This is a genomic window from Pseudoalteromonas sp. NZS100 (genome assembly GCF_015864815.1).
GTDB classification, from domain to species: Bacteria; Pseudomonadota; Gammaproteobacteria; order Enterobacterales; family Alteromonadaceae; genus Pseudoalteromonas; species Pseudoalteromonas distincta.
In genome coordinates this window covers 1-26,624 of record NZ_JADYWM010000020.1, presented here as the reverse complement: position 1 = coordinate 26,624, position 26,624 = coordinate 1, and the positions used below count along the sequence as shown (strand labels likewise).

Below are 26,624 nucleotides of genomic sequence, written 5' to 3'. Positions count from 1 at the left end.
AAAGCCTGCCTTGTGCAGGCTTTTATGTTTTTATAAAGCTGGTAAAGTAGCGTTAATTAATTTAAAGAGATAAAAAGATGGCTGGATTTTGGAATTACCGTGTAATTTTTTGTGAAGCAACGAAAGACGAAGCAGCGCAATATCAAATACATGAAGTAGAATATAACCTAAATGGTAAAGTAACTAACTGGTCAGAAACTGGCGCAGCCCCTTTTGGAACAACCTTAGATGAGTTGAAAGATGACTCTGAGCGTTTAAAAACTGCATTTGATAAACCAGTACTTAAAGTTGTACGTAAAACGCGTGGCTACGAGCTTGTTGATGTTGAAACGGGTGAAGAAGCAACGGGTGAGCCGCCAGCAGGCTTAACGCAATAACTGTATTTATATAAAAGGTGCTTTAGGCGCCTTTTTTATTGTCAAAATTAAGCTCAAGTTAAATAAGGAATGAGGATGACTTTAAAAGCAATATTATTTGATATGGATGGCACATTAGTTGATTCAGAAAGCATGCACTTTGTATGCTGGAGTAAATTACTTAAACCCTACGGTGTTAGTTATTTAGAAAATGATTTTTGTCAGCGCTTTTCAGGACGACCCACTTTAGAAGCTGCAATAGAGATTAAGCAAGAGCATAACTTATCAGTAAGCGCACAGTTTTTAGCAGATGAAAAATACCGTTTATTTGGCGAATATGTAATAACACATTTACCACCACTGATGCCGTTTACTGAGCAAACGTTGAAAGCTGTAAAAGCGAGTGGCTTAAAAATGGCGCTAGTAACGGGCAGTGCTAAAAGTGAAGCCATGCCAATACTGAAAGGTTTAGGGTTTTATGAGCTGTTTGACACGGTGGTAACAAAAGACGATGTAACTAATCCTAAACCTGCTGGAGACCCATATTTACTGGCACTTAAGCAGATAAATATACAGGCAGGCAATGCAATAGCCGTTGAGGATACATTTACCGGCGTTACGGCGGCCAACAACGCGTTGTTACGTGTTGTTGCCATTGCTAATAGCCACACTAAAGATCACGACTTTAGCCAAGCTACCTATCAAATGAGCAACTTAGATGAGTTTTGGCAATGGGCGCAATCTCAACTATAGTTTAAGCCAACTTTTACGTGCTTGGATGCGCCAATGTTTACTATTAAACACCTGCTTTTAATTGTTATTGTACTTTTTACGCAATGCATAAGTGCAGCACAACCGTCAGTTTTACTGTCTAAAGTATATGACGAAACGAAGCATTATGATGTAAGTAAATATTTAGTCAGTGAAAAATATGATGGCGTAAGAGCTATCTGGACCGGCACGGAGTTTGTCACTCGTAAGGGGAATATTATCAATGCGCCAAGTTGGTTTACAGCGCCATTGCCAAATGTATGGCTTGATGGTGAGCTGTGGACTAAACGTGAGCACTTTTCTGCGCTTAGTGGCATAGTCAGAACTAAAAAACCTAATAATCATGATTGGCAAACTATTACTTATAAAGTATTTGATATGCCAAATGAAAATCTGCCTTTTAGCACTCGCTATAAAAACTATAATGAGCTTATTACTAGCCTAAACTCGCCGCATATTAGTGCTGTAGTTCAATATAGCTTTACAAATAATGAGCAACTTACAGAGTATTTTGAGAACATAACTAAGCAGGGTGGCGAGGGCGTAATGCTTCATTTGGCCAGCGCGAAGCACAGCAATGGAAGAAGTAATGCATTACTAAAATTAAAACCTTATTTAGATGCAGAAGCGGTTGTAATTGCGCACTTACCAGGCAAAGGTAAATATCAAGGTATGTTAGGGGCATTAAGGGTAAAAACAGCGCAGGGGCAGGTATTCTCTATTGGTACTGGGTTTAATGATGCACAGCGCTCCATTCCACCGGAGATTGGTAGTATTGTAACGTACCGATTTCATGGCTTAACAAAAAATGGGTTACCGCGTTTTGCCAGTTTTTTACGGGTCAGAGATAGTTTATAACATTTATAAATTTTACAAAGTGTGCTAAATTGCGCGGCCTTTTTGGTAATGTGTGGTGAAGTATGTTTGTAGGTTTTGATTACGGTAGTTCTAATTGTGCTATGGGTGTAATGAGCGAGGGTAATGTTCAATTAGTACCGCTAGAGCAAGGAAAACATTACTTACCGTCTACACTTTACACTCATCACAGTGCGTTGGTTGTGGATTTTGTTGCTAAGCATTTACATGGCACAGCCCATGAGCATGACTTTTTAACGCAGCGCCAAGCATTATTAAATACCTTACCTCGTATTAAGTCAGACCTTGATTTACAACCTTCAGATGAAACCCTATTTATTGGTCGTGAAGCGATTAGCGAGTACGTGCAGTTTCCTGAAGAAGGCTATTTTGTTAAGTCTCCTAAATCATTTTTTGGTGCAACAGGTTTAAAGCAAGGTCAAATTAACTTTTTTGAAGATATCGCAACCGCGATGATCTTAAAGATTAAGCAACGCGCTGAGCTCTCTTTAGGTAAAACACTTACACAAACAGTGATTGGTCGCCCAGTAAACTTTCAAGCTGTGGGTGGTGAGCAATCAAATCAACAAGCGGTCGGTATTTTAGAGCGTGCTGCTAAACGTGCTGGTTTTAAAGACGTAGAGTTTTTATATGAGCCACTTGCTGCGGGTATCGACTACGAGAGTGATTTAACTCAGGATCAAAAAGTACTCGTTATTGATATTGGTGGTGGTACAAGTGACTGCTCATTTGTACAAATGGGCCCAAGCTTTAGAGGAAATAGTCAGCGCGATAGCGATTTTTTATCTCACAGTGGTAAACGTGTTGGCGGAAATGATTTAGATATTGCTTTGAGCTTTCATGGTTTAATGCCGTTATTGGGTTTAGGTAGTACGTTTAAATCGGGTTTGCCTTTGCCTAATCAAGCGTTTTGGCAAGCGTGTAAAATTAACGATGTAAACTTACAAAGCCAATTTTATAGTGAAAGCCATACCCGAGAGCTAAACGCACAATTACGTGATGTAAGTGCACCTGAGCTTTATAAGCGTTTAATACATTTACAGCAAAACAAGCAAGGCCATCAGTTAGTGCAACAAGGTGAAGCGGCTAAAATAGCACTTTCGTCTGCTAGTGTGTTTGATTGTGATTTAAGTTTTTTAGATAGTGGACTGAATAAAAATGTATCAGTAAGCGATTTAGCTGTTGCCGTTGAGAGTAGTATTAGCCAAATAGTTACTTTAGCAAAACAAGCAATCAGTGACGCTGCGACCACGCCAGACATTATCTATTTAACAGGCGGTAGTGCACAATCACCATTGATTAAAGCGGCTTTAAGTGAGCACTTAGGCGATATAAAAATGGTTAACGGGGATCACTTTGGTAGTGTAACTGCTGGCCTGACTAAATGGGCCAGCATGCTTTATAAATAACCTAGATTACAATTGAGGTTTAAAGATCTATTTGTCGGGTTGCGAGGTATTTTTCGTAATCTGGCAATGTACGTTCAAGCTCTACATCCATAAGTGGTGAGCTTAATAACATATCTGCACTTACCTCATTACACGCCACCGGAATATTCCAAACAGCGGCTAAACGCAGCAGCGCTTTAACATCAGGGTCATGAGGCTGTGATGCTAATGGGTCCCAAAAAAATATTAAAACATGTATCTCATGTTCTGCTATTTTTGCGCCAAGTTGTTGATCACCGCCCATAGGACCACTTAAAAGCTGAACTACATTAAGCCCCGTGGTTTTTTGGATTAAATGCCCCGTAGTACCTGTGCCATATAAAGTGTGCTTACTTAGTATTTCTTTGTGTTTTTCACACCATAATTTTAGTGCTGCTTTTTTACCATCGTGTGCCACTAAAGCAATATTTTTTTGTGCGGGAAGAGATTGTGTTTTTTGTTCCATGCTAATTCTTTTTATTGGTGAACCTAAACTCGGAAGAATAAATCTCTTAACCAAAGTGCAGGTTAGTTAAAATAATAGATTGATAGCAAGGGCAATAAATACAATGCCAGTGATCCTATCAATCCAAAGTTGGCTATTTGGGTTACGTCTAAAAAACTGTGCAATTTTGTCGCCAAAATAAATATACGTGCAGTCAATCGGAAAAGCAAAAAGAGGGTAAAGTAAGCCAAAAAAAGCGAGCTGAAAAGTAGCCGATGAAAGCGTTGGATCTACAAATTGTGGAATAAATGCAATAAAGAATAATGCTACTTTAGGGTTTAGTACTTCAGTCATCATGGCCTGAAACATGACATTACTTTTTTTACTGGTACTTATATGCGGTTTATCGGTTTGCTTGTCATCAGGTGTCGGCTCTGGCTGCTTTAGCGTGCCTTTAATCATCATAAACCCTAAATAGCATAAGTATGCTGCGCCTGCGTATTGCACTGCTGCATAGGCACTAGGGGAAGCTTTTAGGACTGCGCTTAGGCCTACAACAGCAAATAGCGTATGAACAACCCCACCTAATGCAAAACCAAAAGCACTTTGCATACCAGCGCTTCGACCATTAGCAAATGTTTGCGCCATCAAAAATGCATTTGATGGCCCAGGCGCTACTGCCATTAAAAAGCTGGCTAATAAAAATGAGACTAGAAAGTCAGGGTTGATCATTGAGTACTTTTAGCTGGGTGTAAAGTATGTGCTTTTTTGCTCATTAAAATAAGCCAAAGCGGAACTAGCAATAATAAGTGAAAAGCAATCAACCACGGTGTGCTTAGCCCTAAATATTGGGTTAAAACGACGAGTATACTTGCGCCACTCATTTGCATAGCACCGAGTAATGCAGAGGCTGTGCCTGCTTGTTTAGGAAAGCTAGACAGAGACATTCCTGCAGCAGAGCCTAAACTTAAAGCAAACCCTAATGCTGCAATTAAGATAGGTAGCATAAGCGCAAATGCTGTTTCTATATGACTCAAGGCTAGCATTAAAATACCTGAGAAAACCAGTACACTCACACCGACACGCAAAGCACGTTGGCTATTTCGTTTAATGTAGGTTGGTAAAATAAAACTTGCGACAATACTTATTACGGCATTTAACGTAAACCAAAAAGTAAAGTCGGCTACGGTGCCCCCTAAATGTGTAATAAGCCAGCCTGGTGCGAGCGTTACATACACTAATATGGCTGACATTGAGACCATACAAATTAGGCTATTAAACAAAAATACCGGTGTTTTAATAATCGGTGTAAAGCGACGTAAATCTAAAATATGCCCCTGATAATGACTATCAGCAGGGCGCGTTTCTCTAAAAAAGAATAGGGTAACAATAAGGCCCAAAATAGCAAACGCGGTTAAAAACATAAAGTTCATACGCCAGCCAAACTGTACGGTAAGCCAAGCCCCTAAAATAGGAGCCATTGCCGGAATAAAGCACACAATCCCGTTAAGGTAGGTAATCATTTGTCCGCTTCGTTCACTACCATATTTATCACGCACTATCGCAAATGCGACAACAAATGTGGCACACGCTCCAAACCCCTGAAAAGCACGTGCTATTAGTAATATCTCAAAAGAAGGCGAGTAGTATGCGAGTAATGCAGAGCTTGCATACAAACTAATGCCCACTACTGCCACTGGTTTTCGGCCAAATCTATCAGCCAAAGGGCCCGCAATTAATTGGCCTAAACCCACTGTTAGCATAAAAATAGCAACGGTTTGCTGTACTTGTTGTTCAGTAACTGCAAATTGTTCTGCAATAGTTGGAAAAGCAGGTAGGTAAATATCGATTGCCATAGGGCAAAATATAACGAGTAACGCTAAGATAAGTAACAAAGTCATATTAGGTTTAGCGGGCTGTGTTTGCATTGAGTCTCCTTTTGTCGAGTATTTTAGGTGGGCACTCATAAAAAAGAAAGGGCTTATGACCCCTGCATAGGTCGTCATTCTTACTTTTTGATTGGATTAAGCTAAAAAGCCAGCATAAATGCACTTTTTAAAACTGGTCTGATGTGTTAATTTTAAAAAAGTAACTGTTGATGGAAAATAATAATGAGTAATAAATCTGCACTTGTACAAACATGGCATAAATTTAAGCGCCTACCTTTTGGGAATTGGCTTTTTACTAAAGCTGTTTGCTTTAAAGCGCCATATTTTGGTTCGATGAAACCTTACGTACTCGATTTGAGAGAGGGCCATTGTAGTGCGGTGGTTAAAAACCGTCGCAGCGTTCATAATCATATTGGAACTATTCATGCTATTGCGCAGTGTAACTTAGCTGAATTGTGTGCAGGTGTAATGGTTGATGCAACAGTGCCAGTTAAAACGCATCGTTGGATCCCAAAAGGGATGACAGTTAGGTATTTGGCTAAAGTAGATACAGATGTACGAGCAGTCGCTGAAATTGATTTACCACATAAGTGGATTGATAAAGAAGACTTAGTAGTACCGGTTAAGCTTTATAACACCCGCAATGAACTCGTTTTCACTGCAGATATTACAATGTACATTACTGAAAAAAGGTAACTTACGTTAAGCAGATTTGACTTAGCTTTTATCAGCGGCTTGTTTATTTACAAACGATAAGTCGCTGCCGTCTTCCTTCAACAATGCTTTAACTTCTTTTGCGGGTTTAAGTTCTTTCGAAATTAGTTCAGGCTCTTCTTTTTCAAAACGTTGCTTTAAACTGCCTTCAATTACTGCGCCTGCATCAATACTCAATGTATCGTGAAACACATCGCCATGAACATGCGCACCGCTTTGTACTTTCACTTCACTGGCATTAATTGAGCCAATAACTTTGCCTTTAACAATGACGCTTTTAGCTTCAACAATACCTTCAACAACACCCGTTGAACCAATAACTAAATGCTCCACTTTTATGTCGCCATCAATGCGGCCATCAAGTTGTACTTCACCCTGGCTAATTAAAGTGCCTGTAAGGCAGACGTCTTGTGAAATAATAGACGGTGTGTGATTTACTCTTTTTAAATTAGAGCTAACTGTTTTTTGTTTTTTTCTACCAAACACGAGAAAGCGCCTTTGTTATTTTTAGAGGATTGACTTGTTTACCGTTAAGCAATACTTCGTAGTGTAAATGAGTGCCTGTGCTTCTACCTGTGCTGCCCATTAAACCAATTATGTCGTGTTTAGTGATCTGCTGACCTTTTTTCACCTTAATTTTATTTAAGTGTCCAAATCGTGTCACTAAGCCATTTTTATGCTCAAGCTCAATAAAGTTACCATAACCACCATTGCGACCGGCACGAAGCACTACAGCGTCTGCTGGCGCAAATATTTCGGTTTTATGCCAACCGGCTAAATCTATTCCTTTATGAAAGGCATGATTGCTATTCATTGGATCTTTTCTGAGGCCGAAGTTGCTTGAAATATAATATTTAGCTTTAGCTAAAGGCAGGGTATTTGGTAGCTCAGTTAAAAAGTTTTCTAAATTATTTAATGCTAATAACTTATCAACGATAGCTAAAAAGTGGCTTGGGATTTTTGTTTCGTTAAATGTATCAAGTGGGCCACCTTGTGCGGTTGTTTGGTCGCTTAAGATTAAATGTTGCTCAAGCGCAGACTCAATCCCTGCACCTTTCACCATAGCTAAAATAGCTTGGTGACGTTCGCTAATTTGGTTATCTAAAAAATTAAAGCTTTGTTCATAATGCTTATCCAAGTTAGCAATTCTTGCTGCGAATGTAATCGGAGCTACTAACTGAGCCTGTTTATCTTTTAGGTTTTCATCGACTAATGGTTCGTGAAACTCATTGCTGTTTTCATTGATTGGTACGTCAAGATCTGTATCAAGCTTAATAACGTCTTTACTGATTGAAGCGGGAAGGGACTCTATCATGCTTTGCAGTAGCGCCTGCTTTTGCTCAAGTACTGCAAGTTGTTCTAATTGCGTAGCTTGAAGAGCTTGCTGCTCATTTACTTTTTGTTGCCAAAGTGTTTGCTCGTTTATTTGACTTTGTTCTATGTCGGAAATTTTATTTGTTTGTGTGTAAACACGAAAGCTCGAAATACTCAGCCAAGTGAAAGTGACTAAAATAAGCAATGCTACAAGAAGTTGAAACCAAGGAGCTAAAACAACGTGCTTAACTTCGCCATTTTGACGAATAAGTAGCTGTCGAGCTGGGAAAAATTTATGATAAAAAGACTTTATAAATACTGACATGGCATATAAACACTGGCTATTAACCGAATTAAGATAGCAATTTGAGTTAAAAAAGCTAGAAAAAAATTGTAACTGTTCAAAAATTAATAAAAAAGGGCTGCTTTTAGCAAGCGGCCCTTTTATGTTTAATTTATGAAAATGTATTATTTTGTAGGCAGTACGGTGCTCTCTACCGAGCCAAAACCTATACGTGCATAGCCTTCTTTTTCACACCAGCCGCGCATAATAACGTTATCGCCATCTTCTAAAAAGCTACGTTGTTCGCCATTGCTTAGCGTAATTTTCTCCTTACCGCCACGAGAAAGCTCAAGTAAAGAACCCGCTTCTTCGTGCGTTGGACCAGACTGAGTGCCCGAACCTAACATGTCACCTGGCATAAAGTTACAGCCATTTACTGTGTGGTGAGTAACCATTTGTGCCACAGTCCAGTAAGAGTGCTTAAAGCTAGATGTTGATACGCGCGTTGGGTTATGGCCTTCGCTACGCATTTTTTCCGTTTGGATTTTAACATCCATTTGAATATCAAAAGCACCTTGGTCGCGATTCGCTTTTGACTCTAAATAGTCCATAGGCTGTGGGTCGTTTTCATCACGTGTCCAGCTTGTTCTATAAGGTGCTAGCGCTTCGGTTGTAACAATCCAAGGCGATACAGTTGAGGCAAAGTTTTTAGCTAAAAAAGGACCAAGCGGTTGATATTCCCACGCTTGTAAGTCGCGAGCTGACCAATCGTTAAATACACAAAAGCCAAATACATGGTTTTCTGCATTTTCAATCGCAATTGCATCGCCAAGTGCATTACCCTTACCTAAATAAATACCTATTTCTAGTTCGTAATCAAGGCGCTTACATGGACCAAATGACGGCACTTCTGCATCTGGCGCTTTGGTTTGACCTTTAGGGCGATGAAATGTTTGACCCGATACGTCAATAGATGAAGAGCGACCATGATAACCAATAGGTACCCATTTATAGTTAGGTAGTAATGGGTTATCAGGGCGAAATAAACTACCTACGGCTGTAGCATGATAAATAGAAGTGTAAAAGTCGGTGTAATCACCGATGCGACAAGGTAGTGAAAACTCTATATTAGATTGTGAAATAAGCGTATCGTTAAGTGCTTGTTGGTGCTCAGAGCCTGCTCGTAGTGCTTTTGAAAGCGCTAAACGAAGTGCTGACCAATACTGCTCCCCTAAACCCATAAATGTATTTAGGGTTGCTTCACTTGCTGCATCAGCGGCAGTTTTAGCATTACCTTTTAAAACGTTTAATTTGCTCAGTTTTGCTAAATCAATTACTTGGTCGCCAATTGCAACACCACCACGAAAGGCCTCATCAGACCCTTTGCGACGAAATTCTGCAAACGGTAAGTTTTGAATTGGGAAGTCACAATTATCAACATTAGCTGACTCTACCCAGCTGGTTAAATTAATATCATGGGTTTCGTTAATTAGGCTCATTACATTTCCTTTGGATTTTACTGTATGGCGACAAGGTATAGTTTATTTAATCATACTTGTACTTAGCGCAATACTTTTTAAATATTAAAACGACAAAAGCAGCGAAGTTCGCTGCTTTTAATGTACTCAAATATTTTATAAAACGCCGCGACGCTCTTGGTCGCGTTCGATTGATTCAAATAATGCCTGGAAGTTACCTTCACCAAAGCCACCATCATCAACGCGTTGGATCATTTCTATAAAGATTGGACCAAATAAGTTTTTAGAGAAAATTTGTAATAAGTAACAATTTTCACTTTGGCTATCTACGAGTATCTGATGTTGACGAATTTTTTCTTTATCTTCTGCAACCCAAGGTACACGGTCAAAAATAGTGTCGTAGTACTCTGGAATAATATCCAAAGTAGCGATTGTTGATTTATCAAGCTTATCAAGAGAGCTTACTAAATCATCTGTTAAAAACGCTAAATGTTGAACGCCAGGGCCGTTGTACTCACCAAGGTATTCATCAATTTGGTTGTTATCGTTACCTTTACCTTCGTTTATTGGAATAGAGAAGGTGCCACAAGGGGACTTAAGTGCATACGAAATAAGCGCCGTTTTTTGACCTTTAATGTCAAAGTAGCGTACTTCTGTAAAACCAAACACGTCTTTATAAAAGTTAGCCCATTTTTCCATGGTGCCTTTATAGACGTTATTAGTTAAATGATCGATTCGGATAAAGCCTTTATCTTCTACAACATTTTGCGTTTCTAAATCTTCAAAATCACTTTCGTATATAGTGCCTTTGTCGCCAAAGTTTTCAATAAAGTAAATTAGGCTGTCGCCAATGCCATAAATTGCAGGGTAAGGCATATTTTTATGCGTTGAATCAGTGGCTGGTTTCGCACCACGCTCTACTGCAGTTTCAAATGCTTTTTGCGCATTCTCAACACGCCAACCCATTGAACAAATAGCAGGACCATGGCTTTTAGCAAATTCTGCCGAAAAACCTTCACGCTCGTTATTCAGTAAAAAATGAATATCGTTTTGGTTGTAATAAACAATGTCTTTACCTTTGAATTTTTTAAGCTTAGAGAAGCCAAAATCAGTAAATACTTTATCCATATAATCAGCATCAGGTGTTGCGTACTCGGTAAATTCAATACCGACTAAACCTAAATAGTTATTTACTTCACTCATTATTATTACTCCCGCAATTAAGCACTGCGATTATGTGTTGTTGTCATATTGCAGTAGATAATCAACCAGATTTTTGATTTGGGGAAGAGGGGAGCACTATTTAGTAAATGTGGTATGTGTAAATTTAATAGGACGGTTATTATAAAGTTACGCGTTTGTAATACAGTTAAATAAAATGAAGTTATATGGTACAAATTAAAGTGGAAGCACTTGTTTTTAAGTTGCTGTATTTAAATACTAAAAAGGAGGTTTAACCTGCGTCAACCCCCCTTTTGTAATGAACAAGCCAAAGCCTGTTTGTATTTAATTGTTTACACTTTAAGAGCCATTACCAAAGAACTTGTTTCGCTGCTCTATCCACAAGTTAGTTTTAATTGCTGGAGCTGCTTGGTAATGGCGCTCAATGGTTTGATTTAGCACTCGTGTCGATTGCTCAAAAGAGAGCTTTTGTTGTGCGCCGCCCATACTTTTAATTTCATCTCTGGTCATCGCACGTCCTGCATAAAGCAGCGAGTTTAAGTACCCTGGTACTGTTTCGTAATTGTTATCTGTAAAAAGCAATACAGATTGGTTGAGTGCCCAGCGACTATCGATTTCGCCATCCTCTTTTACGCCAGCAAGTTCTCCATCTATGTAAACTTCGAACACCCCATTGGTGGGTGCTGTATAAAATACAAAAGCAACGCGATGCCAAGAGTCGGGTTGTGTATTGCCAAAATAGCCGCTATCGCTAGTTGCTTGTCCATAGCCGCCGCTTGGGTCAATAAACATATCGGCATCATCATTAAGATAATCAGTTGTATTGGCTTGCATAATTGCACGGTAAATATCTTTACCTTCTGCGGGCCAGTATAAATCCATCACTAAGGTGTAGTCAGACACCATTCCTTCGTTTGCAAAGTCACCATTTGCTGGTGTGTTTAAATCAATAAGCAAGCCTTCTGTTGGAGCGTGGCGAGAAAACGCCATAACACCTGAAGGACCATCATTTAAATCATCAATATTTAATTGAGTAGTGGTGCTATATTGTGTCTCTGCAGTGCCCCAATTTGTTTCATCTGGATCAAAGTAGCTAAGTATTGAAGGTCCAAAATCAGCAGCTAACGGATTGTTAGTATCGTCAAAATTCCATACGGTTACATTTGCTAAGTTGTTACATGAATAGAGTTCGGTGTCAGTGTCAAGGTGTAGGCACTGACTTGTTCTAGCACGTGCATATTTATCAAGTAGCCACCACGCTTCGGCTATTGGTTCTACGTTTGAGAATGTAACACTATTAAAAAATAAATCAGGATTTAAAGCTGCCCCTTTAAATAGTGCAACTTCGTAATTATTAGTAGATTGTATATCTTCAGGTTTAAGTAAAAACCAATCTGGTTGACTTGCAAACATCGCCGTTAAGTCGCTTCCTGATACTGTTACTTTATAAATAGAGTTAAACCCTGGCGTATTTGATGGCTGCCTTTCTACGTAAAAAGCTTTATGGAAGTCTTCTTGAGTAAGAGTGCCGGGTGTCCAGCGCTTTTGTACTAGTTCAGGATTAAGTAATGCTGCGCTAATTGTGCTTGAATGTTTTGCGGCTAAGGCTGTGATTTCGACTAGCTGCACATCAGTTGGGTAGTTTTCAGAAATAGCGATTTCAGTTTCTGCATCGGGAGCATAACGCCCCATTATCTCATCTATTGCTAGTTTTGTTGTCTCATCACGTTCAACGATTGTATCGGTTTCAATCGTTTTGTAATCAACAACTGGAGATGATTTATCAGCTAAATTAAAATTAAGCGTTAAGTCAGTAATACCTTTAGCGTAAAAGTCCGGTTGTAAAACAATAGCGCCGTTATCAAGGGTTGTGTAGCTTTCCCCACCGTGTGTATGGCCGCCAAGTACTAAGTCGATACCGGGTACGTTTGTTGCCATATCAGTGTCTTGGCCTACACCTAAATGGCTCAACATAATCATGTAATCTACATCATCACTGTATTGGTTTACGATGCTTTGTCCGATTTGTTGCCATTGCCAGCTCATTTTAAATTGTTTAATAAAATCAGGGATCGGATCATCTTGAATTGGTTCATCTAGCTCATTCCATGGCACTGAGGTCATGCCAAACACACCAAGTGTAATACATCCTACTTGTACTTTTGCAAATCCTACACCTGCAAAATCTTGTAGTTGCTCTCCTTCATAACGAGTATTACTAGCAAGTACAATTGCATTCTCGTCTTGGGAATAACTTAGTAATTTTTCTGGGCCCCAAGCATAATCATGATTTCCAACGACTCGTAGGTCAAACTGCATTGCTTTAATAGCTTCTTCTGTCGCGGTACCTTGTGATAATTGCTCAGCAACGGTGCCTTTTTCATAGTCGTCGCCACCGTTTGTAAATAAGGTATGAGGAGTTTGGCTTGCTACTTGGTTGTAGTAGGCCTTGATACGGCTGAAATATTGCTCTTCATAGCCAAAGCGTGCATGTAAGTCTGCAACGTGGACAAATCTTACTGACTGCTCTGTTGCGTTAACATCGCAAGTTGGGCCGATATTTGCGAAAGCTTCATTGCGCTGCATTTGTATTGCATATGTGCCCAGTGTTGTTACTTGAGCGCTAACAAATCCATCTAAAACTATTGAATTTGCAACGGTATCCCAGTTAGCGCCCGATTGCTTTGCGATAAACAGTTGTCCGCCTAATGCATAGTCATCGGGGATTTTTATTGTAATGGTAATAGGTTTTGAAAGGGTAAGCGTGGAGGGGGTAACTGCATGTAAATCAGAAATTATATTTTGCTGTATATTTGTCTCATCTAATAATGTTTTCTCGTAGGTAAGATCTACATCGCTAGAAATAGCACTGGAAGGTGCATTAAATATAAAATTGCCATCGTCTAATGTAGCGTCTAAACCATTAGCGCTTGATAGTGTTAATTTGCTAGGTTCAGGTTCAACAGGATCGTTTGGATTGACTGTTACTTCATCGCCGCCACCGCAGGCAGTTAAAATAAAGCTAAGAAATATAAATATAATAACACGTGATATCGTTAACGATTGCATCTACGGATGTCCCTGAGTCTATTCAATAACCAATCAGGATATAATATCAGTTAACGGGGGCAGGGCAAAGTTGAATAAAAAATTCCCCCATAGAAGCTATGGAGGAATTATCTTAGGTTATATTGCTACATTTAAAATAAGCAATAATTAAGAGGCTTTCTCTTCTAACCCTTGTTTTTCCCAGACTTTAGCTTTAAAGGTCATTAGTACTAAAACAACACCAACACCAATGCTAAATAATGCAATTTGTAAATATAAATTAGGAATTTCATCAACATTGTTCGGATCGAAATTACCAGCAAGTAAACCTGCAATAATATTACCGATTGAGTAAGTTAATACAAACACACCCATCATTTGACCTGTGTAACGTTTAGGCGATAACTTACTTACAGCACTTAATGCTACAGGGCTTAAACAAAGCTCACCCACAGTATGTAAAAAGTACGTAGTAACAAGCCAGTAAGGCGCTACTTTTAAGCCTTCAGCTGCGTAATGAGCCGCCATAAACATAACTAAAAAGCCTGAAGCCATAATAATTAAGCCAATTGCACACTTAACGCTATAGCTAGGTGATACTAAGCTTTTAGATAAGTTAATCCAAAGCGCTGCAAAAAATGGCGATAACGCAATAATAAACAGTGAGTTTAATGATTGAAACCACGTTGTAGGGATTTCAAAAGTACCAATAAGACGGTCAGTATAGTCGCGAGCAAATAAGTTTAATGATGAACCTGCTTGTTCAAAGCCAGACCAAAAACATGCAGATGCAATACAGACTAAAAATAGTGCCCACATTCTTTGTTTTTCTGCATCTGTTAAATTACCTGTAAAGTAAATAACACCAAAATAAACAAAAAAGATAATAGTAAATACAATCGCCGTGTAACCTGCAACCACTGTTGGGTTAATAACAATAGCGCCGGTCATTGCAGCTGTAGTAACTGCAGCAGCTGCAATTACAAATGCAGCAATACCAATCCATGCACGTGAAGTACCCTTAGGACCCAATGGGTTGGCAGGTAAAGCGCTGTGCTCTGGTAAGTTATTAAGTGTGAGTTTGTACTGAACTAAACCAATGGCCATACCGACAGCTGCCGCACCAAATGCCCAGTGCCAGCCTACGTTCTCCATAAAGTAACCACATACGTAGTAACCTATTAAAGAACCCATGTTAATACCCATGTAATAAATAGCGTAACCGCCATCACGACGCTCATCAGCATCGCTATATAATTGGCCTACCATTGCACTAATATTTGGTTTTAGTAAACCAGTACCTGTTGCTACAAATATTAAGCCAATAAAGAAAGAATAATCATGTGGAATAGCCAAAATAATATGGCCAATCATAATAATTATGCCGCCATACCAAACTGCTTTTTGACCACCAAATAATCTATCAGCTAGCCAGCCACCCGGTAAGCCTAAAAAGTATACTGCGCCTGTGTACAAGCCATAGATTGCAGCAGCTGATGCAACAGTAAAGGCAAGGCCTTCTTCTTGTAAGCTTGCTGTCATGAATAATACGAGCATAGCTCGCATACCGTAATAACTCATTCGTTCCCACATTTCAGTGAAGAACAATGTCGAAAGTCCTTTAGGGTGGCCCCACCAGCCACTATCTGGAGTTGAACTCATATTTACTTCCTAACTTTAAGTATTGTTATGATGGCCTTATAATTTTTTGCTTTAGCTATTTTAGAGTTTTTACACACTAAAATGCTCGACCATCAGTATAGTATTTGTAGCTAAGATAATGATTTGCTGTATGGCTATAACACCACAAAGTAAGAGACACACCCTTATCCTAGTTACAATTGCGCTCAAGTATACATATACCTCTGTGCTAGGGGAAGCATTCGCGATGTATCACCGTCCACCGCGTTAAAAGTCAGCGTAAGGAATAATCGGCGTGCCTGGAAACTCTAATGTACCGTATACAGGGTTAAAATAGTAACGTATATAAAGTTGACCAAAGTTTGGTTCGTAAAAGTCAGAACGATCGATGGCTAAGTAACCACCAAAAAACCAATTCGGCGTTATTCTATACTCAAAACTACCTTCAAGATTATATGAAACACCAGAACTTGTTTCACCTTCAAATACAGGATCAACACCTGTTATTGACTCTCTATCATATGCAGCTATTTGCAAATCGCTATCGTTAGGGAAGAAATCAATAGATTGAGTTTTTGTTTGTGAGTACGAAACACCTGTTTTTAATCGATAGACAAAATCATCGCCCCAACGCGCGTCATAAGTGAGTGGCACAGATAAACCTACATAGTTTTGTGGACTGTAATAACCACCATGACCCCATGTTTCTTCACTTAAATTATACTTGTATGCCCAATGTAATAAGCTCGCGCCTGCGGTAAATTCACGCTCTTGATTGCTAATTACACGGTAATAAGTACCGCCCATCATACGATAGCGTTGGTTGTCTTTTACATTTTGACCTTTATAAAGGGTAAAGTCGGCGCTGGACCAAAAACCCCATTTGCCGCCTAAGTCATGCGATACATTAGCAGTTAGACCTGTAGAGCGTACACCACCCCAAACTTCACCTGTATTTACATCTTTTAAGCCCGCATAAGAAAGTACCGAATTTGTAACTGGGCGCTTTTCAAGTTCTAGGCTGTATCCAAAGTCGCCAAAACTGTCTGCGTAATTTACACCCCACACAATGTCTTCAATTAAAAAGCCAAGTGGGGTAGTGCCGACATCTACACGCCAATTTTCGTTTTGCCAACCAATACCTACATCTACACCACTTTCCTCTGGTGTTACTTCATCAATTGCACAGGTAAAAATACACAGTGCACCTTGTCCGTAGCGGCTACCTGCGAACTGCTCATCAAAGCGCGTTGTTTGTGCGCTAATAGTAGTCGGGTCTACTTTAATAAATCCTTGGCCTTGCCAAAGCGGAAAATAAGCTTCAATCGGTACTAAGCCCGCACCAAGTGTTGCTTCACTTTCGGTGCTTGTTTGCCCACTAAAGTTAACACCAATGGCAATGTATGCTTGGTTTTTGTTTTGCTCGTTTATTAGCTCACGTTTAGCACCGTTTACATACCATTCATCGTTTTCATCTATTTTTAAAAGCGCTCCGTAAAGCTCTTTTTCGTTTAAAGTTCGATCAGATGAAAGGGTTTGTGTGTACCAAGATTGTGCTTGTTCGGTTTCATTAAACTTACTGGCTACTTGAGCACCTAAATAGCGTAACTCTTGATCATTTGGTGACTTTTCAATAAGTTGCTTAGCTAAATAAAGTGCATCCCCTGAGTAATTAAACTCATTAAGAGATGACATGATTTGGCGTTGCAAATAACCCTCTTGCAACGTAGTCTGCGCTATCGCTTTTTGCGTAACTTCTTTAGCTTGAAAGTCGTCTCCAAGTTCTATGTATGCATTAGCAATAGCTAGAAGTGCTTGGGGCTCAATTGTTTGACTACTTTGTACTTTTCGCTGATATAAGATAACGGCTGCTTCATATTGTTCTAGCGCTAAGTTTGCATTAATAAGGGCAGTTGTTGTTGCTGGATTATCTTTATATTTTTGATCAAGCTGATTAAGCTTAGCAATTAAATCACTGCCAGTGTAAAACTGGTTTAGGTAGTTATTTTGTAACTGCACATATTGAGCAGTTTCGTTTTCAGAAGCGCTCTCTGGTAACACGTAACCCTCAAACCAGCGTTTTATTTCAACTTGGTTACCTTGCTCTAGTATCCACTGACCTTTTAAAAGGTGCCAATAAGGCGACAAAGATGAGTCAGATGAAAGGGCACTTGAAAGTAATTTAAGAGCATGTCGTTTTTCATCAATTTTGTACCAACTATTAGAAAGCTCTGCTTGCATTTCAGGTGTTAGCTCTCTCGCTTCTAAGTTACTTAAGTGGTAGATAGCGACAGATTTGTTTTTTAAATCAAGATATTGCTGGCTTTGTGTAAGAGACTCGTTAAGCAACAATTGCTGCTCTAAAGCAATAATATCGGTATCTCGATTTTTAAAAGGAATATATTTAAGTGTATCTAAAGCACCTTCATAATCATTTATAGAGCGCAAAAATAAAGCATGGCTATATCTAATTTGGGGGTTTAGCGGAAATTGCCATAATACATTATTAAATAAATCACGTGCTTGAGGTGTGAGGCCTTTTTGTTGGTATATAAAAGCTAAATCGTAATATAACCAAGGTTGCTCTGGTGAAAGCTCAATAGCTTGCTTAAGTAATTCCTCTGCTTTTTCTAGCTCTCCACTATTAGTGTACTGACTTGCTTTATCTCTTAGAGTATTACTGGTAGCTAGTGCATATGAGGGGTAGATTAAATCTCGTTGCTTTGCATTTAATGAATTATAAAAGTTGCGAATTGATTTTTGGTTTTGATCTAGTTGCGCGATATTTAATAAGCCAAGTAAGGCATTTTCATATAAAGGGTTGGTTTTTAGGGCAGCTTGATAGGCGGTAGCAGCTTGTGTGTAATTTCCTTGAGCTACTAATAATAGGCCTTTGTTATAAAGAAAAGCTTCTTGGTCATGATTTAATTGCTCAGCTAGATTTAGTTTTAATTGTGCTGTTTTAAAGTCAGATTGCTCTATAGCATCTTCCATTTCAGACATGTATAGCCAAAACTTCGCAACTGTAGCCAGTTCTTTAAGCCCTTCCCGCTCATCGAAGTTAGGTGTATATTTTTGAGCGGTAAAAAAATAGTAATAAGATTTTTTGTAGTCGCTTTTCGCTAAATACAAATACCCTAAGCTGCGCATGATTTCTTTATCGGTTGGCCGCCCTTTTAAAGCATTTAATAGCAGGGGCTCAGCTTCATTTAATTTTTTATTATTAAGTAAACGATCACCTTTGAGCCAAAGCTGATAAGCGGGGTCGGCAAGTAATGCTTGTCTTACTTTAAAATCTCGTTGGAAATCTTCGTATTGCAACTTACCTTTACTGCTAAATGGGTACACAGAGAAGTAAAGTTGGTATTGTTCAACTGTTTTTTGAGTAAGATTCATACTCTTAAGAGCTGCAAGCCAAATAAACTCTACTTCATTAATAAAAGAAGGGCTAGTTCCGTAATTACTTAAAATATCTATAGCTTTATTATTTGCTGGGTTTTTTCTCAGTAAATGGCGAGCATAAGGTATTTCTACTTGGGCGATATTAGAATAGCTTTTTAATAACTTTTCATAGCCTTTTTTAACACTTTCCCACTGGTCGCTGTCTTGCCCATACCAGCCTAAATGTTCAAGTTCGTAATTAAGTGTAGGGTAGGTGTTTTTAAATATTTTATTGTATATTTCACGGGCTTGTTCATAACGCCCAGCTCGAGAAAGTAGCCTAGCTTCATGAATTAAAGATTTATCTTCACCCTCAATACGAGAGAGTATTTTAAGCTTTTCAACACAAGGAGCTTGCTTAGTGAGTCCGTTATCTATTTTGCTTAATAATTGGTTGGCTTTCACTGATTCGCCATTGGCAAAATCATAACGCGCTACTGCGCACTGTGTTTCTATTCGGGCAGGGGCAATAGCTACTAGTTTTCGTAAGCTATCTTCAACTAGTTTTTTATTTTGCTGTGCTTCACCAATACCTATTTGGCTTAGTAACCAATCAACAGATTGCGTATCAATATCATTGACTGTGTTAGCGCTTAATCCAGAGCTAAGCGCTAATGTGCAAGCGAGGGCAAACCTTAACGGCATTCAGTGCTCCATACCGGTTGTAGCGTCCCATCTGCTGTAATTGAAAAACGCTTATTTAAAGCACTTGTACCAAACAAGTTAAGTACGCTGTCGTAATAACGAGTCTGGGTAAATGATTTATCAATCATTAGTTTTTGCTGAATCGCCATTACTGTAGAATTATCGTTATTAGTCGCTAGTAAAGGTAATAGAGCTGAGTTAAAGCCTAGAGGGCCTCTTTTTTCAGATTTTCCTGATTTAGCAAAAGTATTTAAAGGCACGTAACCACGTTTATTAATTGTTTCTATAAAAGGGTTAAATTGCGCTAATAGCTCTTTTTTATAAGGTGCGTTGTCTGCCATCATACTTGCCCATAAATACACTCTAATAGCGTTGTAACTGCCCAAGTCGCTCGTTTTTTTATCGTAATAAAAGCCGTTATTTGCATCAAACATTACCCAGTCAGGGCTAACACCTTGCTTTGCTGTATCTAAAATCAACTTTGCTGAGCCTTCGTGCAGTTGATGCCAAGGCGAGTGTGGATAAAGCTTTTTAAACTGCTGATAAATAAATAACGGTGAGTAGCTTGGGTTTAACTTAAAACGCTCATTATCAAATTCAAAACCAGTAGGGGCGGGTAGTAATGATAAACCTAAGCCCGAAATATAGGCGGTTTCTTCACGCATTATCCGCTGTGCAAGTACGGCTGCTAATATGCTGTAGCGGCGGTCATCCCAAAGAATAGCAGCTTGCGATAAACTGTATGCTATCCATAAGTCAGAATCAGACGCTGGATTTGAATCTAAAATTCCGCCAACATTTTGATTGTTAACACCCCATTGCCATGCCGGTAAACGAGTGCTTAAATCACCTTCTGATAAATGTTCTTGCGTCCAATCAAGCACTAAGTCAAACATTGCTTTGTCATTTGCTACAACAGCAAAAAATAAGGCATAAGATTGGCCTTCAGAGGTTGTGACTTTTTGCTCACTCCCCAAATCAATAACGCGACCATCTTGGCTTATAAAGTTACTTTTAAACGTTTGCCATGCATCCCATGGTTGGCATTGCTCTATTTGTGCATTGGCATTAAAGGTAAATAATGCAATCACGGTAAAAAATACATTAATGAGTGACTTCATTACTTATCTCCTTCAGCTAATCGCTTGTATGTTAATGCTTGCAGTAATCGCCATATTATAAATGAGATCAACAGTAGTGTTAAAATAGACAATAGTGCCAGTACAAATGGGTGATCCGATAAATGGAACCAAATTAGGGTATGCACAGGAATGTGACCAACAAAATATTGCTCATCAGTTTTAATTGTTTTAATGCCTTGAGAATTTATGACCGCAGCACTGCCTTTAATTTGCGCAAGCGCTTGTGAACTCATTAACGCATCATCAAGTAGAGTAAAGGCTTTTTGTGATGTTGCACTAAGCGATACAATTGAACGCTCTGAATCAAACGGTGATTGAAAGCCAGTAATAACGGCCATATCACCACTACTTTTTATACTTACTTGGACTTTATCTGTTGTCTGCTCATCGTAAGCACCATTGTATATGGCTTGTTTTATAGCGCGCTGATTATTATCAAGCAGGATATTGGTTTGCGCATCTTCATCTAAGTTATTAGCAATGCTATTAGGTTTTGCGATTACTAAGATGTCTTTATCATCTAAGTTGGCATCTTCATTTAAATGAGCAACGCTTATTCTGTGGGCTGGATAACCAGTAATTGCACCAAAGTGACCGGTTAAGTTAAGCAGTACAGAAAGCGCTTTAGGTGATGGCACTTCATCTATTAATACTAAAGTTTGTTGTAAATCTGCATATTTTGTAAATGGGAATCCGCTATTTGCAAATACATTTAAATCAGGCAAAGCCATGTAATGGTCAAATCCACTTACATCAATGTTAGAGTTTCCATCAATTACACCGTACTCGCCACCAGGAGGGGCAACTGGACAGTCGCCTTTTATAGATATTGCAAACCTAAAGTCAAAATTTAGTTCATTGCGGTTGGCAAGGTTAATACCCTCTAATGAAAAATCTTCTGCGCTTTGTGTTGTGTCTGTATTAGCTATTAAAGGCAACAATGTTTTAGCGGTCGTTAAAGATGTATCTTTTTTATCAAGTAAATAACCAGTTATGAACTCTTGATTTATTAACATGTTCAAACGTGAATTTAAGGTTTCGCTATCTGGTGTATTACGGTATTGCAGGGTTATTGGAATCCCTTTTTCACGCCAAGTAAATAAATCAGGAGCAAAACGAACGTTTAGTTTTATAGGCCCGTTGTTAAGACCTTCAGCTTGTAGCTGAGTTGGGTAGTCAATAAGTTCGTCAAAGTGCACGGGACGATCGTTTCTTAGCCATCTCGGCGCATCATAAGCTTTACGCAGTGGGAGTTTGTTAATAGCCTCGATGCTTGCACTTCGGCCAGTCATAATTTTATGACCAAATACAAGACCAGTGACCGCTGTTTTTAAGTCTTTTTCGTCACGCCCCAAAATTAACAGCATTTTATTGTATCTGTGAATAGGGCTTGAAATTAGCTCGACGGTTGGCTTTTCAACATCTGGATAATCTTTTAAAAAATCAGGTTTTGAGTCATTAGTAATAAACACCACACTGTGCTGCTCTGGTGCTTTATTTAAAACTACTGGAAAGTTAGCGCCACGCCAGTCAGCTTGTGCGCCAAACCAACTAGATAAAGTGGCTGCAGCTTCTATTGCTTGTGTATTAGGTGTGCTTGCAAATACAAAAGGTAAGTTTAATTTGTTGTAATCTTTAGCATCAAAAAATGGTTCTGGTAAATATTCAAGGCGGCTATCAATTGCTAACTGTTTTTGATCAAGCGTGATGTGGCTTGATTTGTTTATTTCAGTCCAAATTGAGCGGCTAAAGTAATCTTGGCATCGTAAGTCGTAGTAGCCAACTAGTTCAAAGCGAATTTGGTTGTAGTCTTGAATGTATTTAGCATTTAGGTCTAGGCTATGACTTACCGTATTTTTTACAATACTTAATTGCTCATTAATAGGTAAAACAGTAACTAAGTTATCGTTAAAATAAACTTTTAAATGCGATACATTAGCCAGCAATGAAGGTGAGTTGGTGTACGAAAAGTTAAGCTTTAGATTAGTGCTTAATTTATCAATTCTATTTGTGAAATCGACTCGAGAATTATTATTCACGCCGTCGAGTTTATAGTCGTTGAACCCTAACTTTTCAAAGCTAAGACGTAAACTAGAAACCTGAGCGCTCTCAGGGTAGCCATTTACAAACATAGTTTTGTCGTGCATAGGCTCGATAGCGAGCACTTGATATGCGCTACTAATAAGTAACAATGTTAGAAATGTATTAAGTAACTTTTTAATCATAATTATTATGCACTATCGGTTTTTTTGGAGTAAATGAATTTATGTAAATGACAGTATTAGTCATAAACTTAATTATAGGTTGTAACGCTCTTGGGGCATGAAACAATAAATTACTAAAGCCCCGTAAACTGGTTTTTTGCACTTCTTTGAAGCTATACGATGGACGGTCATGTCTAAAGTTATTTTGCCAATCTAGCCAAGCATCTGCTCTGGAGAAAGTACATTGTATAAAAGCTCTTTGCTTTTCGAGGGATAAATCTTTAAGTGTAAGGCCAATTTGTTTTTTACGGGTATTACATACATACGTTGTAAACGAAAATTGCTTGTTACCGCGACTCATTAATAATTCAATTTTATCGTTAACGCGGCATAAATGTGCGTGTTCAGTCTCTATGCCTACACCGTTATCTGAATAATCTGTTATTTTTACTTTTAAAGTATGACCATTTGCTAACCGAACGCCGGCAGGAAAGTTTGCCTTAATACGATGCGAGTGCCTCACTTGGCGTGCTTCAGCAGCAACTGCAACAGCAGCACCTAAAATAATAATATTATAAAAAGCCCAACCCATACTTATTATAAGTACACCAATCTGACTTGAGTCACCTAAAAACAGACGTAATACACCCACTATTATTCCAAGTAAGTTAATAAGTAAGAGAATTAAATACGGTTTAGAAATGCCCCAATCGTAATGTTCTTCATCATTTAAACCACCTTTTTCGGTTACGTTAAATTTACCTTTATTAGGATTAAATAAAGCAACGGTAGTGGGTTTTAATATGTACCAAGCAAGTACTGACTCATAGACTTCACCCCAGAAGGAATAACGATACTTGCCTTGAATGCGTGAGTTAGTCGCTTTTATTTGAATTAGTGTTGGCACTACATAGATAAAAATAGCTATAAATGGGGCATAAATTATGTAGGCATTAAAATATATTAGCGCTAAAGGAGCTGTTAAAAATACAATACGAGGAATACCCGAAAGGAAATGCAACATTGCGTTTATATAGCATAATCGTTGAGGAATGCTTAAACCTTTACCCATCAATGGATTATCAAGCCTAAATATTTGCGCCATACCACGCGCCCAGCGAATACGTTGGCCTATATGCGCTGACAAGCTGTCGGTTGCAAGGCCTGCGGCTTGTGGGATGTTTATATATGCAGTTTTATAACCTGCGCGCTGCATACGAAGGGCCGTGTGAGCATCCTCAGTTACTGTTTCAAATGCAAAACCACCAATATTATCAAGCGCTTCTCGTTTTAATACGGCGCAAGAACCACAAAAGAAGGTTGCATCCCACATGTCGTTACCGTCTTGAATTAGTCCATAAAACAACATGTTTTCGTTAGGGATTTGACTGTGGTTATTAAGATTTCGCTCAAATGGATCGGCAGAAAAAAAGTGATGCGGTGTTTGGACTAAACACACTTTACTGTCTTTTAAAAACTGTCCCATTGTCATTTGTAAGAACGAGCGAGCAGGAACGTGGTCACAATCAAAAATTGCGATATATTCGCCATCGGTATAACGCATAGCGCTATTCATATTACCGGCTTTAGCATGATTGTTATCCGAACGCGCTAAATAACCCACTCCAATCTCGGCTGCAAAATCCTTAAACTCTGAGCGCTTACCATCATCTAATATATAAACATTTAGCTTGTCTGCAGGCCAATCGATACTTAAAGCAGCGAGAGTAGTGGGTCTTACAACGCTTAACGGCTCGTTATAAGTTGGAATATATACATCAACAGTTGGCCATAGGTCAGTGTCTTTAGGTAAAGGCACTGGTTTTCGCTCAAGCGGATTAACTGTTTGAAAAAAACCTAAAATCAGTACAAGCCATGCATATGTTTCAGCAAGTAGTAAACCGCCACCTAGTGCAAGTGCAAGCGGATCATCCCAGTTTAAAGTCTCAGTGTAACGCCACCATAAGTAACGAGAAGAGGTAGTTACTGACAAGGTGATCATGACAATGGTTGCCATTTGGCCTTTTACTCGTTTAAGTGCATACGCAACTAATAAAATAAAGCTTATAAATACGGCTTGAGCTTCCAAGCTAAAAGGAATTGTAATGAATATTGCTAATAAAAATAAAATAAACGCGAGAATTACATACTTAACTAATTTATTTTGCCATACACGTGCATCAGCCATGGTTTTAAATGCACTTTTTTTAGGGCCTTTTTTGTTTTTTGATAGTAGGCGTTTTAATAATTTACCTAACTTTAAATCAAACCAACGTAATTGCCTTAAAAGGTAGCTAACGCCATCATAGAAATAATTAACTGCATCTTCTTTTACTGAGCTAGATTTAAGCTGGTTTTTAAAAAACACTAAAAAAACACTTTGAATAATAAAGCGTAATATATTTGAGTAAATATAGGTTCGGTAAGGCAACCTTAAATGAGGGTAGTAGTCATAAAGGGTAAACTCAAAGCTGATTTTATGCTGTTTAATGTTTATAAATAGCGAGCTTAAAAGCGTAATAAAAGGCATTAAGAAAGCTTCAATTACATTTACTTTATGTTGATTAAAGTAGCTATGAAACTTGAATAAAATGTACCGAACTAACTTATCAGTAAATAAAATGCTCAGCAGCAAGTATAAAGTGCTGTGAATAGGGCGCTGATAAAAGAGTGTAATGCTCATTTTATAAGGCCGCTTTACTAACTAGCCAACCAGCTAGTGTTTCAAAGTCATCGTTTGCGACACTATATGGCGCGCAGTTAAGTGCTACATTTCTGTATGCGGTTGACTCTTTAATAACTTCGTCACTATTAATAAAAAAGGGAGCCATAAGCGGAAGTGTCGATTGCCATAGGGAAAATAAGTCAAATTCTAGCGTTGATGCAGAGTTATAGCGGTTAACTAAAAAGTAATGTTTCCAATTGGTATCTGAAAATTTAAGTTTTTGCAGGCGTCTGTAAATTAAGCTGTGACAAATAGCGTCGCAATTAACAAGTTCAATTACAATATCGTCTTTCTCTAATGGGTAGTGAGAAAGGTTAATATGTGAAGGGCAGTCAAAAAGTATCCAGGCTTCGTTGTTATAATTTAGGTTTTTGCATTTATTGACCATTTTAGTGATGTTATCGGTGCTAGTGTCGTCGTTATCGCCAAATGGTAAAAATATAATGCCATCGTTATCTTGGTGAAAATGCGTAAGTGCATCTTCAAAGCGCACTTCATTACTCCAGCCTTTGGTGTATTTCCACGGTAAACCAAAATGTAAACCTAAGTCACTTTTTGCATCTAAATCGATAGCAACAACGTCAACGTCAGACTTTTTTAGCACGCATGCAAGATTGGCAACTACAGAAGTACTGCCTAAACCGCCTTTGATACCTTTAATGAAAACTCTTTGCAACGGGGTTACCTATCCTTAGTTTAACTAGTGTATGTGTTTAGTTCGTTGTTTATCTCTTTAAGCAATGCATATTTATTAATTGTATTATTATTTTGCTGCTTGTTTACTATTTCTATGTAGTCATCACTCTTTCCACCAAAACGCAGTGTAAGGTTTTCTATATCACTCGATGTTAACGTTTGTGAGTTTTTAGATGTTAAGTTGTTCATCTTTACCTTTACAGTTACTTTAATTATTTTGATTAAAAGTGGACAATATTTGGCTATTATATATAGAATAACGGTTAAAACTAGGGCGTGTTGATCTTTGTGGTATGAAAAACAAACAGCATGAAGATAAGGTATAATTGAATTCGCCAGAAAACTTT

At 38.5% G+C, this 26,624-nt stretch carries 20 protein-coding genes; 5 read left to right on the top strand and 15 right to left on the bottom strand.

Annotated elements, in window-relative coordinates:
- The first annotated feature begins 77 nt into the window (after window positions 1–77).
- From I6E69_RS17045 to yegD, 4 genes are all read left to right on the top strand, one after another.
- Entirely contained in the window at window positions 78–377 is a 300-nt protein-coding gene (locus I6E69_RS17045) for a hypothetical protein (protein ID WP_002958185.1), read from the top strand.
- Between the two features lie 75 nt (window positions 378–452).
- Complete coding sequence (locus I6E69_RS17040; protein ID WP_197121718.1) at window positions 453–1,109, top strand: HAD family phosphatase; 657 nt, start codon at window positions 453–455, stop codon at window positions 1,107–1,109.
- Window positions 1,110–1,142: 33 nt separating this feature from the next.
- The gene (locus tag I6E69_RS17035) at window positions 1,143–1,985 is read left to right on the top strand and encodes a DNA ligase (protein WP_197121717.1); all 843 of its coding nucleotides are present in this window, start codon (window positions 1,143–1,145) and stop codon (window positions 1,983–1,985) included.
- 62 nt (window positions 1,986–2,047) lie between these two features.
- Window positions 2,048–3,412: a molecular chaperone gene (gene yegD / locus I6E69_RS17030; protein WP_182753206.1), complete on the top strand. Its 1,365-nt coding sequence runs from the start codon at window positions 2,048–2,050 to the stop codon at window positions 3,410–3,412.
- A 19-nt stretch (window positions 3,413–3,431) separates the two neighbouring features.
- Here yegD and I6E69_RS17025 read toward each other — a convergent pair whose 3' ends face one another.
- The 3 genes from I6E69_RS17025 to I6E69_RS17015 all read right to left on the bottom strand — a co-directional run bounded on the left by I6E69_RS17025 (window position 3,432) and on the right by I6E69_RS17015 (window position 5,803).
- Complete coding sequence (locus tag I6E69_RS17025; protein ID WP_039487135.1) at window positions 3,432–3,896, bottom strand: methylglyoxal synthase; 465 nt, start codon at window positions 3,894–3,896, stop codon at window positions 3,432–3,434.
- A gap of 66 nt (window positions 3,897–3,962) precedes the next feature.
- Window positions 3,963–4,607, bottom strand: coding sequence for a LysE family translocator (locus I6E69_RS17020; protein WP_024589445.1), 645 nt, complete (start codon window positions 4,605–4,607; stop codon window positions 3,963–3,965).
- Complete coding sequence (locus tag I6E69_RS17015; protein WP_002958193.1) at window positions 4,604–5,803, bottom strand: multidrug effflux MFS transporter; 1,200 nt, start codon at window positions 5,801–5,803, stop codon at window positions 4,604–4,606. The genes I6E69_RS17020 and I6E69_RS17015 overlap by 4 nt, the downstream gene beginning before the upstream one ends.
- A 183-nt stretch (window positions 5,804–5,986) precedes the next feature.
- On the opposite strand from I6E69_RS17015, the gene I6E69_RS17010 reads away from it, so the two are divergent.
- The gene (locus I6E69_RS17010; RefSeq protein ID WP_002958195.1) at window positions 5,987–6,460 is read left to right on the top strand and encodes a hotdog fold domain-containing protein; all 474 of its coding nucleotides are present in this window, start codon (window positions 5,987–5,989) and stop codon (window positions 6,458–6,460) included.
- A gap of 21 nt (window positions 6,461–6,481) precedes the next feature.
- On the opposite strand, the gene I6E69_RS17005 is transcribed toward I6E69_RS17010, so the two are convergent.
- The 12 genes from I6E69_RS17005 to bcsR form a co-directional block, all read right to left on the bottom strand.
- Window positions 6,482–6,964: a polymer-forming cytoskeletal protein gene (locus I6E69_RS17005; RefSeq protein WP_076925442.1), complete on the bottom strand. Its 483-nt coding sequence runs from the start codon at window positions 6,962–6,964 to the stop codon at window positions 6,482–6,484.
- Window positions 6,954–8,117, bottom strand: coding sequence for a M23 family metallopeptidase (locus tag I6E69_RS17000; protein ID WP_076925443.1), 1,164 nt, complete (start codon window positions 8,115–8,117; stop codon window positions 6,954–6,956). The genes I6E69_RS17005 and I6E69_RS17000 overlap by 11 nt, the downstream gene beginning before the upstream one ends.
- Before the next feature lie 143 nt (window positions 8,118–8,260).
- Window positions 8,261–9,574 (bottom strand): fumarylacetoacetase, encoded by a 1,314-nt coding sequence (gene fahA, locus I6E69_RS16995; protein WP_197121716.1) that lies wholly within the window; start codon window positions 9,572–9,574, stop codon window positions 8,261–8,263.
- A gap of 135 nt (window positions 9,575–9,709) precedes the next feature.
- Window positions 9,710–10,756 carry a 4-hydroxyphenylpyruvate dioxygenase gene (gene hppD / locus I6E69_RS16990; RefSeq protein WP_024589439.1) on the bottom strand — a complete coding sequence of 349 codons (1,047 nt, stop codon included), beginning with the start codon at window positions 10,754–10,756 and terminating at the stop codon, window positions 9,710–9,712.
- A 318-nt stretch (window positions 10,757–11,074) separates the two neighbouring features.
- The gene (locus tag I6E69_RS16985) at window positions 11,075–13,804 is read right to left on the bottom strand and encodes a metallophosphoesterase (RefSeq protein ID WP_197121715.1); all 2,730 of its coding nucleotides are present in this window, start codon (window positions 13,802–13,804) and stop codon (window positions 11,075–11,077) included.
- Window positions 13,805–13,951: 147 nt separating this feature from the next.
- Entirely contained in the window at window positions 13,952–15,445 is a 1,494-nt protein-coding gene (locus I6E69_RS16980) for a peptide MFS transporter (RefSeq protein WP_170072070.1), read from the bottom strand.
- Between the two features lie 246 nt (window positions 15,446–15,691).
- On the bottom strand, window positions 15,692–19,510 hold the full coding sequence (locus tag I6E69_RS16975) for a cellulose synthase subunit BcsC-related outer membrane protein (protein ID WP_197121714.1): 3,819 nt from the start codon (window positions 19,508–19,510) through the stop codon (window positions 15,692–15,694).
- Window positions 19,501–20,631: a cellulose synthase complex periplasmic endoglucanase BcsZ gene (gene bcsZ, locus I6E69_RS16970; RefSeq protein ID WP_010555125.1), complete on the bottom strand. Its 1,131-nt coding sequence runs from the start codon at window positions 20,629–20,631 to the stop codon at window positions 19,501–19,503. The genes I6E69_RS16975 and bcsZ overlap by 10 nt, the downstream gene beginning before the upstream one ends.
- Entirely contained in the window at window positions 20,631–22,877 is a 2,247-nt protein-coding gene (gene bcsB / locus I6E69_RS16965; RefSeq protein ID WP_197121713.1) for a cellulose biosynthesis cyclic di-GMP-binding regulatory protein BcsB, read from the bottom strand. Before bcsB ends, bcsZ begins: the two co-directional genes overlap by 1 nt.
- Entirely contained in the window at window positions 22,870–25,539 is a 2,670-nt protein-coding gene (gene bcsA / locus I6E69_RS16960) for a UDP-forming cellulose synthase catalytic subunit (RefSeq protein ID WP_197121712.1), read from the bottom strand. The genes bcsB and bcsA overlap by 8 nt, the downstream gene beginning before the upstream one ends.
- 1 nt (window position 25,540) lies before the next feature.
- A complete protein-coding gene (bcsQ, locus tag I6E69_RS16955; protein WP_197121711.1) occupies window positions 25,541–26,257 on the bottom strand; it encodes a cellulose biosynthesis protein BcsQ in 717 nt (238 codons plus the stop codon).
- Between the two features lie 20 nt (window positions 26,258–26,277).
- Complete coding sequence (bcsR, locus tag I6E69_RS16950) at window positions 26,278–26,466, bottom strand: BcsR/BcsP family cellulose biosynthesis protein (RefSeq protein ID WP_007581346.1); 189 nt, start codon at window positions 26,464–26,466, stop codon at window positions 26,278–26,280.
- Between the last annotated feature and the right edge of the window lie 158 nt (window positions 26,467–26,624).